The following is a 12,940-nucleotide window of genomic DNA, read 5'->3' as shown; positions in this document are numbered from 1 at the left end:
AAATAATCATTATTTTATGTGATCAGCGATCCATTGCTCCAGCTCTTTTGCTGAAGAATACATAACAATGGCTTCAACTTCTTGTCGATGCAATCGATGCTGGTACAACCGGGATGTCGATAAATCTCGCTTAGCTGGCGAAGTGCTCATCGTAACCATATTATCATGTTTGACAACAAATTCTAACTCTTCAAAGACAGCAATAATAAAATGAATCATAGCAGGTGATAGGCCAGACCGCTTACTGAGTGAGCTCATGATGCGGGTATCTTGCAGTTCTAGTGATTTCTCTTTCTGCAAGATGGCGTAAATCATTTTGAACATTTCTCGTGAAGGCAGCGTGTTGCCAAGGTCTTGGCCCAGCTCTGCAAAAACGGGATAACAGCGCATCATACCTGTCGCTTGCCGCAATACCGCCCTCAGACTGTCTAGTTGACGAGGCAGCGTATACAAGATAAGATCTTGTATCTCGCCCAGAACCATCGTACTCGCCGCATGATTGCCAGGCTTCACTTGCTCCGTATCCTGGACAATCCAATAAGGGATATGATCGCCAATTTGCTCAGCAGTTGACTGGAATAGGACTTCATCCGCCTCATCGAAGAGGACGATCCCTGTAGAACTCTGCTGGAAGGCGCCCCCCTGAAGGTTCGCTTCAAGCGAAGCCAGCTTCAGATGTAGTTGCCCCGTTCCCCGCCAATCAAACACTTGTTTATGCGGAATTCGTAAATCCTGCATAATGATTTGCGGCTTCCGAACACCATTCCATTCGTTGATCGAGAGTTCGCCCAGCACATCCACTTTTGCCGATGGCGCAATGAGCGAAGCTAGATTCCCTTTCCCGAACGCAACAGCTTCTACGGAGCAACTGATTTCATCCTGTGTCTGAGAAAGTCCGAGCTTTAGATGCTGCTTTTCCTTACCCATTGTGCGAATGTCGGATAACTCTAGTTCCGTAAACATAAATTTGGGTGATGGATTTCCCATGCCAAATGGAGCAAGTTGCTCCAGCCCTTCAATGCTTTTAATCGGAACATCCGCTAAAGAACATGCATTATCGACACGCAAAATAGGAATGTAATCTTGCTCGGTTAAGCTTGCCGCTGCAAGCTCGTTCAATCTAATCGCGAAATTCTCAAGGTTAGCGCTATTTAAGCTCATCCCGGCAGCCGCTTGGTGACCGCCATAGTGGTCGAGCAACTCGTGGCATGAGGTTAACGCTTTATGCAAATCAAAGCCGGCAATGGAACGAGCTGAGCCTTTGGCCATGCCTTTCTCTGGATCAATGCTTAGAACTAGAGCGGGACGATAGTATTTCTCTACGATTTTGGAGGCGACAATGCCAACTACGCCCACGTTCCACTGTTCCTTTGCAACGAGGATTACTTTATCCAAGCCTTTCTCTCTCTGGGCATCTGCCATCGCGAAAGCTTCTTGCACCATATCCTCTACGATTTGTTGACGCTCTCTATTCAACATATCCAATTCGAAGGCGATTTGCTCCGCTTCCTTGGCATCTGAGGTGGTTAGCAGCTTGACCGCAATGTCCGCCGCTTCGAGTCGACCGCTTGCATTGATTTTGGGCGCGAGCGAGAAACCGATATGCCCCGCAGTCACTTCTTTCTTATCGATGCCAGAGACAGCGATCAGTGAGCGGAAGCCAACGTATTCGGAATTCTGCATCCGGGCTAGCCCCATTTTGACAATTAACCGATTCTCACCCGTTAGTGGCATTAAATCAGCGACCGTTCCTAATGCTGCAAATTCAAGCAACTCTTCTGGAAAGCGCCCCAGCAACGCATGTGCGAGCTTAAAAGCAACGCCTACACCCGCTAATAGCTTGTAGGGGTAGTTGCAGCTTGGCTTTTTCGGATTAATAACCGCTAAGCAATCCGGCAATATCTCAGGCGGCTCATGATGATCCGTCACGATCACATCTAAGCCAAGCTCATGCGCATAGGCAATTTCCTGTGCTGCGCTAATCCCCGTGTCAACTGTGATGATCAGCCCAACGCCTTGTTCCTTCGCCAATGTAAGAGCTCCACGATTTAATCCATAGCCTTCCCGTATACGGTGAGGGATGTATGTATCAAAGTGTGCCCCTAACCCTCGCAGCAAATGTGCCATTAAGGACGTAGAGCTGACCCCATCTGCGTCATAGTCACCGTAAATGCGAATCAATTCGTTCTTTTGCAGTGCTGTGCGAATTCGTTCAATCGCAGGAAACATCCCGTCAAGTAAAAAGGGATCATGGAAATCCTCGATCCCGCCTTGCATAAATTGTTTGGCTTCCGGCACGCTGCGGATATCTCGAAGCACGAGAATACGAGCTACGAGCGGGTCAATTTGGAGCTCTCGGACGAGAGACTCAACAAGTTCTTCATCGACATGTGGGGCGCTCCATCTTGCTTTCGGTGCTAACACGTAATGTGTCCTCCTCAGCGGTAACTTTAATGTAAAACAGATGGAAGCTCGGTCAATTCCGTATCTGCATGTTGTTTGTACGGATAGCCTGCATCGTAAGGATTCACATGGATGAACACGTCCGATACATGCTGATATTGCTTCATCAGTTGTTGTTTGATCTTCTTCGAAACCTCTTGGCCTTCCCAGACGGATAGCCTCGGATTAACGCTGATCGTCATTTCAATGACCACGTAATGGCCGTGCTCTCTTGCGCTCAAATCATCCACGGTGATTACGCCGTGTATCCTCTGAACGACCTCAAGGAAGTCAGCGATATCTTCCGCGTTCAGCGTCGTATCTGCTAGTGCAGTCAACGTTTTTCTTACTAAATTGTACCCTTTGATTATGATAAAACATGCAATAATTAGTGCAGCGATGGGGTCCGCATACCCTAAAGCTAAAACCCCTACATGCTCCCCTGCCACTGCAATCATAAGCGCGAGCAAAGCCACAAAAGATGAGTATATATTGAATCGCGGACTTCGTATATTGGAAATGAATGCCTGTGTCCCAAATCGTTTTCCAAATTTCTCTAAATTATGATAAAGCAATTTCCTTGTCAGAATGGACAATAGTAGAACAATTACTGTATTTAAGGAGCGTTCTGCTTCACCTAGGTGGAAAAATGACTTGATCGAAGTCAGCCCCATCTCGGCGCCGATCACCATGATGGTCACAGCTAACAGAATCGTGCCCAAGGATACTTTCCGATTCAACTCACGAACAACGGAGGCTGAAACTGATACTTTCATTGTTCTCATCCTCATGATAACAACTGCTAACAAACATGCACCCGAAGCCGTTTGTGCTGAAAACGCGAGCATGGCATGACTAGCTGCCTGGTAGCCAAAAGCTCCATTCAGACACACCACTATGATGAGGAGGAAAAGGCCCACCCAAAGTGTGGCTTCAATTTTGTGCAGACCCTCGTCTTTCATGCGGACATTCCCCCCGAACGGATACAAAGGCCGCGCAACAATCACGCGGCCGATTATTATGGTTATTACGCTGCAGCTTTCTTTTTAGAACTAGCAAGTGATCTTCTTTTGAATAAATACCAAAGCGAACATGCAATAAAGATCGAGGAGTATGCACCGCTCGTCAAACCAATCAACTTCGCCAAGGCGAACAGCTTAATCGACTCGCTTCCGAAAATGTATAAGCAGCCTGCCGCTATCAATACAACGAGAACCGTATTGATGTTACGCGCCATCGTTTGCCAAATACTATCGTTTACGAGCGCAACCAGATCTTCATCCGTCTTAAGCTTCGCAAATCGTAAATTCTCACGAATACGGTCAAAAATAACGATTTTATCATTGATGGAGTAACCGATTGTCGTCAATACCGCCGCAAGGAACGGAAGGTTGACTTCCAAGCGGAAGATCGCGAACACAGCGATAACCATAAAGGCATCATGCAGGATGGCAATAATCGCGGCAAACGCGAACCGCCATTCGAAACGAATGCTCACGTATAAGCAAATCAATACGCTTGAAATCGCAACGGCATACACAGCTTTCATTAATAATTCTTTGGCAAGCTGCGGGTCAACCGTATTAACTTCCTTCGAAACTTCTGCACTATAAGCCGTTGCAAAAGCTTTCTGAATCTTGTCCACAGTCGCATCGTCCAAAACATCATCGAAACGAATGGAGACGCGGTCACTATTATTGCCGCCAATGGTCGGATCGGCATATTTGGATTTCACATCACCGCTGGTGTTAAGACCCTGAAGTATCTCTTCGACCTTCACAGTATCCAATTTCTTGCCTACGACGAGATCAATGTTTGTTCCCGCCTTGAAATCAACACCAAAATTCATTCCTGAAGTTAAGATCATCACCAAGCCCACAATCAGGAGAATGGCAGATACGATGAAAAATTTATTACGATTTTTAACAAAATCAAAACGTTTCTTAGAGTTCACGGATGTCTGCCTCCTTCACACCGAAATAACTTGGCTTCTTCAGCAAATTACCTCGGATAATGAGATGCAACAGCCATCTGGAGAACAGAACGTTCGTTGCGATAGAGATAATAATACTCATCATGGTGATAACCGCGAACCCGCGAATGGCGCCGTTACCGACATAGTAAAGCACGATACCCGCAATTAAGTTCGTGACATTCGCATCCATGATCGTACGGAAGGAATGCTTCGTCCCAGCTTTCAAGGAAGACAAAATGCTTTTGCCTGCACGAATTTCTTCACGAATCCGTTCGTACGTAATAATATTCGCATCGACAGCCATCCCTGCGCCCAAGACGAGGGCCGCAATACCAGGAAGCGTCAATGTCGCATTCATAAAGTCAAATATCGCTAGCAATACCCATACATATGTAATTAGCGTAAACGCAGCAACAAGACCAGGCACTCGGTAGTATAGAACCATGAATAGGAAAATTAATACCGAAGCAATTAATCCCGCTCTAGCTGTTTCTTGTAAGGAAGCTTTCCCTAATGTAGCGTCGACACGTTGGATGTACTTTTCCGTTAATTTCAACGGCATTGCACCTAAGTTAATCATTTTCGCTACTTTTGTTGCTTCTGTCACACTTGTTTGTGTAATGATCGCGGAATCGCTGTCGATTGGGAAATTAACAGACGCCGTGGATTTCAAATCGTCATCCAAATAAATGGAAAGTGTGCTTCCCGTAAGTTTAGTTGTAACTTCTTTGAACTTCTCTCTGCTCTTCATTTTAATTTCAACAATCGGTTGCTTCGTGTTGGGATCGTAGCTTAATTTCGCTGCGTTCTCAACAAAATCTGTTCCATTCATGTACACAGTGCCATCTGGACCTCTGAACGTCAATACAGAAGGCTTGGACATCAGCGTACGAACTTCCTCTTCGTTCTCAACACCTGCCAGACGTACACGAATGCGGTCTGATCCTTCAGGATATACTTCTGGTTCAGCAACACCCAGGGTATCCGCACGTTTCGCAAGACTCTCCGCTGCTTCCGTAAGCGTTTCCTTCGTAAGCGGCTGTCCAGCCGTCAAAGGCTCTGCGGTGTACAAAATCTCAAACCCGCCTTTTAAATCCAATCCAAGCTTAATCCGGTCAACAAGACTTGGGCTTGTCACACCAACAGCGCCAAGAACTATGATTACCGTTAGAAAAAAGAACGAAATTCTTTTCCAATCCAGCATCTCTTGCTAGTCTCCCTTCAATCCTCAATATGCCTATTATACCCAGGTCTGAAAAACGAGTCAATTTAACTAAAATGGCACGTAAAATAAAGCCCAATTCTTAGAATTGGGCTCCTTTGTACATGCTTATCGTCATCCAGTTCATAAACTGTGTTGATTTCAGCGACAAGATGTCATTTACAACTTGGTGGAGAGAGGGCATCCCTGTTTTGCGATACTTCTCACTGACGCAGTCCCATATGTCCTTGCCAGTTACATGATCGTAACCAAGAAGTATGAATTCCTCCACTTTGCTTAAACACAAGTTTTTGATGACTTCGTTAAGCTCATGATCCGAAAGACCTGGAATCTCCTCTTCGCTCCTCTTATCCTGTTCGCCGTTCATGGGGGATCCTCCTAAAAGCCGAATATATAATATTTCGTGAGCCCTTATGTATTTTCCTGCCAAACTTGATCTTGTCCGCAAAATCTTAGCATGAGCTTGGCCCGCACTCGCATAGTCATAGATATGACAGTTAGCGGAAGAGGGTATGGCAGTGACCAAGCAGTCGTTTATTAGAGGTACCATGATCTTACTAGCCGCCGGTATTCTGAATCGGATTCTCGGCTTCATTCCCCGAATAACTTTACCGCGCGTCATAGGAGCCGAAGGCATCGGTCTTTATCATATGGGCTGGCCCTTCTTATCTGTTATTCTCACCATTATTACAGGCGGGATTCCAGTAGCCATTGCTAAACTGATTGCCGAAGCAGAAGCTGAGAATAACCAGTCTCGTATTCGGAGTATTCTCCGCATTTCTTTAGCCGTCACGACTTCACTGAGCCTAGTGTTCACAGCCGTCTGCCTTTTGGGCGCATCTTGGATCACTAGTCACCTTCTGACTGACTCCAGAGTCTACTACACCTTCCTATGCATGAGTCCGATGATTCCCATTATAGGCGTTTCCGCCGTATATCGCGGCTATTTTCAAGGCCGGCAAAATATGATCCCTACCGCTACATCGCAAACGACCGAGACACTCATTCGGATTGTCATGGTATTAGTGTGTTCCTACATGATGGTACCTTACGGCATTGAGTATGCCGCTGCAGGCGCGATGATTGGTGTTTTAGCTGGAGAAATCGGTGGACTTGCCGTGCTGGCGATTCATTTCAAATGGGACAAGAAATCAGCACCGCGTCTGCCTTCAGCGCAAATTGGTACAACGAAAAGGATGGGACGACTATCAAATTTTCGTAAAATCATGCGGATTTCGATCCCGATCACAGGAAGCAAGCTAATCGGAGCAGGCTCTTACTTGCTGGAATCCATTTTAATCGCGCAAAGCTTAGCTATAGCTGGCATCTCTACCTCACTCGCCACAGCGCAGTACGGCGCTTTACAGGGGATGATTATCCCCATCATTTTATTGCCCAGCGCACTCACTATGTCGCTTTCAGTAAGCCTGATCCCTTCATTGAGTGAAGCGGCTGCGCGCAAAGACATCAAAACGATTCACAATCGACTCCACCAATCGCTAAAGCTGGCTTTAGTCACAGGCGCTCCGTTCGCTGTCCTCATGTTCGTACTTGCCGAACCCATTTGCACCTATATGTACAACCAGCCTGATGTCGGCGCTATGCTTAAAATGATGGCACCCGTCGCCATTTTCATTTATTTTCAAGCTCCATTGCAATCCGCCTTGCAGGCTTTGAATAAGCCAGGAGCCGCGCTAATTAACACGCTGATTGGGTCAACCGTTAAGCTTGCTCTCATCTACTGGTTAGCCAGCAAGCCTGAACTGGGCATTCATGGCGCTGTCTTCGCGATTAATATCAATATCGTGCTGGTGACTCTCCTTCATTGGAACAGTGTTGTTCGATTGCTAAAATTCCGTATGGAGGGCAGCTCCTTCGGCAAAATTGGCGCAGCCATGATACTCTCAGGCTTTGTCAGTTATTGCTTCATGTATACGCCTTGGATCTCACTAACCTGGGTACGCTTCCTTTCCTCCGTGCTCGCTGGCATTGCATCCTACATATTTTTTATAACAACGTTCAAATTGATAAGTCTCAAAGATATCAGCCGATTACTGAACATGGGTAAGAAAATTATCCGCTAACATCTCTGCATAAGCTGCCATTCTGACATTCAGCGCTTACGATCCAGAAACATTCGCCCTCTATGGTCAATGGAACAATAGAATATTTCTTTAAAATCCTTTGCTCCCCTATCCTGAAGTTGGTTCTTTAACCAGAAGCGAGTTTGACCGATTTTCTCCAAATTCTCGTCCTGTACTTTCCCATCCATGATGAGAGGCAGCGGCAGTCCTTCATACCGAATGGCCCCATTCGGTTTCAGATTTGCATTCGTTGTCTCTTTGACTTCCTTCTCCACAACGCTCAATTTCCCCGAAGGCTCCAGGATGGCAAATTCCACGTCAGCCACATTCATAATTTTATTTTGTCTAAGCTGCAGCATCAAATCATCCAAATTATAGCGATGCTTCTTCATTTCCTCGCGATCAATCATACCCTTGTTGATTAAGACACTTGGCTTTCCATCGAAAAGCAAACGGACCGCTCGGCTTTTCAACGTAATATACGCGATAACGACTTGGATCAGCACAAGCGTTGCCATGGGGACAAGTCCACTCATGAGCGGTTTCGCAGAGTCCTCTAAAACGAAAACGGCAATTTCCGCAATCATGATGGAAATCACGAGATCAAACAGTGAGAGCTTGCCTATTTCACGTTTCCCCATGATACGGAGCATCAAGAAAACAACAAAATAAATGAGCACCGTACGCAAAAAAATAGTCAGAATATCCATCGCTACCTCCCTGATCTAAGCCCTCGCTCGTTCTCGGAGTTCACTGGTATTCTGACCGCTCATGCACCTCATCATGCAGGTCTGGCGTGTTCAATAGTTGGCAATTACAGCAAGAATAATTTGAAATAAACCGTGGAAATCACCAGCAAAACGAAGCAAATCGGCGCTGCTACCGTCACATATTCACTTTGTTTCATTTTGACCCCATCTTGATCTGTCAGGGACGCCGTATACAAACCAGCTAGAGAGCTAAGCAAGGTTACTCCGCTTCCGATAGCACTACCGATGATTAAAGACCACCATAACGGCTGTGCAGTTGCTGCCAATTCTTCTTCGATATGATCAACAATTGGAAGCATCGCTGCTAGAAAAGGCACATTATCCATCATCGCAGCGCCAAAGCTGTTGATCCATAAGAGCAAGTTCGTCAGGAAGGGAAGGCTGCCTTGACTTAACTCCAGCCCTCTTACCGCCACGAAACCCGAAATACCTGCGTAGGTAAGCCCGCCCACCATGATAAACAAGCCCAAGAAGAATAACCATTGCGTTTCTCTAACCTGGTGCCATACAGCGCCGTAATCTTTCTCCTTGATGATGAAAAGGACATCCTTGTAGTTCATGCCTAGCATTAGGACAGCTCCACTCGCCGCAATGTAGGCAGGATTCCAACCCAACACGCCTTGAATGCTTAGCAGAACGAGGGTCAATCCTGTAATCACACTGCTGCCTACGACATATAGGCGATCCTGCGAAAGATAAGAATCTGGCCGCAAGCTCAGCAGCTCACGCATATGTGCTTCCGCTGCCACTAACCGTTTGCGATACAGCAGCCACATGATGAGATAAACAACAGCAAGCAAGAGGCAGATCAGAGGGAAGATTCGAATAAATTGTTGCCCTGCCGTAATTCTGCCCGATGCAGCAAGCATGCGGCTCGTGATATTGCCCATAATTGTTGCGGCTCCGCCAATATGGACCGATAACAGCAAAGTGATGAGAAATGGAGCAGGTTGAAGTTTCATTTTTCGAGAAGCCATGATAATGAAAGGCACAATAATAACAACGGCCAATAGGCTATCCACCAAAGCCGATATCACAGCACCAAGCAGCGAAAAAATAAGGATTAGCGTTACGGCGCGCATACGATACTTCCGTAAGACTGCACTGACGATGTACGACGTAATGCCCGTTTTCTGAAAAAGGCTTGAAATGATGAATAAGCTTACAAGAAAGAGCAGAATAGGCCAATTCGCATAGTTCGTGAGTGCTTTTGAGATTGGCAAGATGCCCAAGAGCAGCATAAGAACGGCTCCGCCGAGAGCTGTATATGTACGATCCCATTTTTCAATCAAAATGAAAACATAAGCTGCCGCGAATATGAGGAGCGCTGCAATGGCTTGCCACAACACCGGACCCTGTGAGTATTCCGTCATAAATTATCACACTCCCTCAGTCAATAGTTTGTACTAATTTTATGTGCTTGGCCATACAATGATGATGAGAAAACCTTTATCGAGGCAGTTCAATGATGAGCGACCGCGTTTAGAGGTAGGTTTTATCGCCAATAGGAAAACAGTTCTCGGCATCCGAAAACTTATACTTTCCTATGTGGAAATGAAGCGTTCGAATTTAGGAAAGGAATGATGCCTGTGAACCCTATGAAAACGGTCAGTCCCATTCGAATAACATCACCTTTATTTTCAGGTCTTCTCTATTCATTCAGCATGATGACCATTGGAACTGTCTTGACATCCCTCTTTCTGCTTCTAACAAGCACGCAAGAAAGCTCCTTGCACACACTAACCACCATCATTCATGCCGTTGCTTTATTTATCGGAGGCTGGGTTTCAGGCAAAAGAGCCGGAAGCCGCGGCTGGTATCATGGGGGCATCGTAGGGGTCTTCTATTTCCTGCTTATTTTTCTCGTTGGCTTTCTGGCGTTTGACGCAGGATTGAATCTTCAATCCCTTCAATTGCTTGGCATTTTATTCGCTTCTGGGGCGCTTGGCGGCATACTTGGTGTAAATACACAAAAATAAGTCTTTTCGGTGAAGTTTGCACTTCCCCCCCTTTGATTGTGGTATAATGTCATAGTTATTGCCGCACAAAACTTCCAAAATATAGGGGGGAACAACATGAGCCCTTTTCATTCTATGACGTATGCGACAGTTTATATTGTACTTACTATTTTTGTATTTGTAATCATCGCCACGAAAAAGAGCCCACACACCATTGCCGCTAGTTTCGTACAAGAAATTTTTACTTCTAAGAAATATTTGTTTCACTTTGCAGGCGTGCTGCTGATCCTATTCTTCAATAAGATGGAGATGCAGATTGAAAAAGGAATGAAGCATCGCACCGATTTTACTGGTTCCATTTACAGCATCGAAGGCGACTTCGTCTCGCTGATTCAAAATCTTTTCCATAATGACATCCTTACTTATGTATCCAGTTACTTCTATGTCATTATTTTTCCATCTGTCATGATTACATCTATCGCACTTTATACGTATCAGAAGAATTATAAGCTATTCTACGCCGTATGCTATGCCTTAATGTTTAATTATATGGTCGCCATACCCTTCTATCTCTTCTTCCCAGTGAATGAAGTGTGGTCATTCCATCCCAATGTTCATTTACTTATTGTAGACGTATTCCCAACCTTTGAGCAAGACTATCGTCCGCTGTCAGGTCTAGATAACTGTTTCCCAAGCTTGCATACGTCGATTTCCGTCTCCATGGCCGTGATCGCCGTGAGAAGCCGCAGCAAGTTCTGGAAAGTTTTCGTGCCATGTACCGCGGCATTCATTATTTTCACAATCTTCTATCTCGGCATCCACTGGTTATCGGATATGTGTGCAGGACTCATCCTTGGCGTTGTTGCGGCTCGTATGGCGCTTCGTATTGCAGAAGGACGCCTTGTACTTGGTGAAAGAGCGTTGATCAAACGCCGACTTAAAAACAACGAATATTAATTTTTAGATGGAAATTGAGCAAAGAAAAAGCGAGAGCCGCAAAGGCACTCGCTTTTTTTGTCTATTCTTTAGTAGCAACCGATTGTGAGACGGCATTTACTGCCGAGCGGTCGAACGTCAATTTCGTTGCATCGTTGACACGAAGCACACAAATGTCATCTGTGATCTCCATAATCGTTCCATGAAGGCCGCCGATCGTAACAACCTTATCCCCTTTTTTCAAGCCACCTAACATTTGAGAACGTGTTTTTTGTCTTTTTTGCTGTGGACGAATAAGTAAGAAATATAATACGACGAACATGAGCACTAACGGCCCATATGTATACAAATATCCTACTGCGCCCGTGCTTGCAGCATCATCAGCTAATAGAAACATAGGTATCCTCCTCTCTTAGAATCCTCTTTCATTATCATTCAGCCCGTATTCGGCAAAGAATGTATCGCGGAAATCAAGTAAACGATCTTCCTTAATCGCTTCTCTCACTTCGCGCATGAGCTGTAATAGAAAGTGTAGATTATGAATCGTCGTCAATCGAATGCCGAACGTTTCATCCGCTTTAATCAAATGACGAATATAAGCTCGGCTATAGTTCGTGCATGTGTAGCAAGCGCATTTGGGATCCAGAGGACCAAAGTCTGTTGCATATTTGGCATTCCGAATCACGAGTCGACCAGCGCTTGTCATACATGTCCCATTCCTAGCAATACGCGTAGGAAGTACACAGTCAAACATATCGATGCCGCGAATTGCGCCTTCGATTAACGCATCTGGCGAACCAACGCCCATTAAGTATCGCGGCTTGTTCGCAGGCATAAGGGGTGTCGTGTAGTCTAACACTTCATACATCAAGTGCTTAGGCTCGCCGACACTCAGTCCACCAATAGCATACCCTGGGAAATCCATGGAAGTCAACTGCTCCGCGCTTAGCTTACGCAAGTCTTCATGCATCCCCCCTTGAATGATCGCGAATAAGCCTTGATCGTGGGGTCTAGCATGACTTTGCAAGCAACGTTCTGCCCAACGTGTCGTGCGTTCCAATGATTTTTTGACATACTCATAATCAGCGGGATACGGCGGGCACTCATCGAATGCCATCATGATATCCGAGCCGAGTGCATTCTGGATTTCCATCGCCACTTCTGGGGAAAGGAACAGTTTATCCCCATTCAAATGCGATTTGAATGTGACGCCTTCTTCTGTAATTTTACGCATATTACTCAAGCTGAATACTTGAAATCCGCCGCTGTCCGTTAGAATCGGGCGATCCCAATTCATGAATTTGTGCAAGCCGCCGGCTTCTTTCACAATCTCATGACCTGGACGAATGAACAGATGGTACGTATTGCTCAAAATAATTTGCGCATCCATCCCTTTCAATTCTTCTGGACTCATCGTCTTCACGGTTGCTTGCGTGCCAACTGGCATGAATGCCGGAGTTTCCACAACGCCATGCGGCGTGTGTACGCGGCCTAGTCGAGCGCCGGATTGCTTACACGTTTTGATCGGTTCATACGTTACTGCTGCTGTCATG

The 12,940-nt window shown here is 45.8% G+C and carries 12 protein-coding genes; 3 read left to right on the top strand and 9 right to left on the bottom strand.

Annotated elements, in window-relative coordinates; genetic code table 11:
* Nucleotides 1-9: 9 nt before the first annotated feature.
* The 5 genes from recJ to MJB10_RS07190 all read right to left on the bottom strand — a co-directional run bounded on the left by recJ (nucleotide 10) and on the right by MJB10_RS07190 (nucleotide 6,006).
* Nucleotides 10-2,424 carry a single-stranded-DNA-specific exonuclease RecJ gene (gene recJ, locus MJB10_RS07210; protein WP_314803019.1) on the bottom strand — a complete coding sequence of 805 codons (2,415 nt, stop codon included), beginning with the start codon at nucleotides 2,422-2,424 and terminating at the stop codon, nucleotides 10-12.
* A gap of 26 nt (nucleotides 2,425-2,450) precedes the next feature.
* A complete protein-coding gene (locus MJB10_RS07205; protein WP_314803017.1) occupies nucleotides 2,451-3,404 on the bottom strand; it encodes a cation diffusion facilitator family transporter in 954 nt (317 codons plus the stop codon).
* Nucleotides 3,405-3,469: 65 nt separating this feature from the next.
* Nucleotides 3,470-4,396 carry a protein translocase subunit SecF gene (gene secF, locus MJB10_RS07200; RefSeq protein ID WP_314803016.1) on the bottom strand — a complete coding sequence of 309 codons (927 nt, stop codon included), beginning with the start codon at nucleotides 4,394-4,396 and terminating at the stop codon, nucleotides 3,470-3,472.
* Entirely contained in the window at nucleotides 4,386-5,618 is a 1,233-nt protein-coding gene (secD, locus tag MJB10_RS07195; RefSeq protein WP_314805508.1) for a protein translocase subunit SecD, read from the bottom strand. Before secD ends, secF begins: the two co-directional genes overlap by 11 nt.
* Before the next feature lie 103 nt (nucleotides 5,619-5,721).
* Nucleotides 5,722-6,006, bottom strand: coding sequence for a post-transcriptional regulator (locus tag MJB10_RS07190; protein ID WP_314803014.1), 285 nt, complete (start codon nucleotides 6,004-6,006; stop codon nucleotides 5,722-5,724).
* A gap of 151 nt (nucleotides 6,007-6,157) precedes the next feature.
* Between MJB10_RS07190 and spoVB the strand changes: the two genes are divergently transcribed.
* The gene (spoVB, locus tag MJB10_RS07185; RefSeq protein ID WP_314803012.1) at nucleotides 6,158-7,723 is read left to right on the top strand and encodes a stage V sporulation protein B; all 1,566 of its coding nucleotides are present in this window, start codon (nucleotides 6,158-6,160) and stop codon (nucleotides 7,721-7,723) included.
* Between the two features lie 29 nt (nucleotides 7,724-7,752).
* Here the strand turns inward: spoVB and MJB10_RS07180 are convergent, their stop codons facing one another.
* Both MJB10_RS07180 and MJB10_RS07175 read right to left on the bottom strand, forming a co-directional pair.
* Nucleotides 7,753-8,433, bottom strand: a complete 681-nt coding sequence (locus MJB10_RS07180) for a DUF421 domain-containing protein (protein ID WP_314803011.1) — start codon at nucleotides 8,431-8,433, stop codon at nucleotides 7,753-7,755.
* Nucleotides 8,434-8,537: 104 nt separating this feature from the next.
* Nucleotides 8,538-9,866: an ArsB/NhaD family transporter gene (locus MJB10_RS07175; protein WP_314803009.1), complete on the bottom strand. Its 1,329-nt coding sequence runs from the start codon at nucleotides 9,864-9,866 to the stop codon at nucleotides 8,538-8,540.
* Nucleotides 9,867-10,091: 225 nt separating this feature from the next.
* Between MJB10_RS07175 and MJB10_RS07170 the strand changes: the two genes are divergently transcribed.
* Nucleotides 10,092-10,472: a TIGR04086 family membrane protein gene (locus MJB10_RS07170; protein ID WP_397386617.1), complete on the top strand. Its 381-nt coding sequence runs from the start codon at nucleotides 10,092-10,094 to the stop codon at nucleotides 10,470-10,472.
* Between the two features lie 96 nt (nucleotides 10,473-10,568).
* On the top strand, nucleotides 10,569-11,408 hold the full coding sequence (locus MJB10_RS07165; protein WP_314803004.1) for a phosphatase PAP2 family protein: 840 nt from the start codon (nucleotides 10,569-10,571) through the stop codon (nucleotides 11,406-11,408).
* A 61-nt stretch (nucleotides 11,409-11,469) separates the two neighbouring features.
* Here the strand turns inward: MJB10_RS07165 and yajC are convergent, their stop codons facing one another.
* The gene (gene yajC, locus MJB10_RS07160; RefSeq protein WP_314803002.1) at nucleotides 11,470-11,784 is read right to left on the bottom strand and encodes a preprotein translocase subunit YajC; all 315 of its coding nucleotides are present in this window, start codon (nucleotides 11,782-11,784) and stop codon (nucleotides 11,470-11,472) included.
* A gap of 15 nt (nucleotides 11,785-11,799) precedes the next feature.
* The gene (gene tgt / locus MJB10_RS07155) at nucleotides 11,800-12,939 is read right to left on the bottom strand and encodes a tRNA guanosine(34) transglycosylase Tgt (RefSeq protein WP_314803000.1); all 1,140 of its coding nucleotides are present in this window, start codon (nucleotides 12,937-12,939) and stop codon (nucleotides 11,800-11,802) included.
* Between the last annotated feature and the right edge of the window lies 1 nt (nucleotide 12,940).

Origin of the sequence: Paenibacillus sp. MBLB1832, from assembly GCF_032271945.1 — a bacterium.
Taxonomy (GTDB): Bacteria; Bacillota; Bacilli; order Paenibacillales; family NBRC-103111; genus Paenibacillus_E; species Paenibacillus_E roseopurpureus.
The sequence above is the reverse complement of the archived record's forward strand: the minus strand, read 5'-3'. Positions and strand labels throughout refer to the sequence as shown.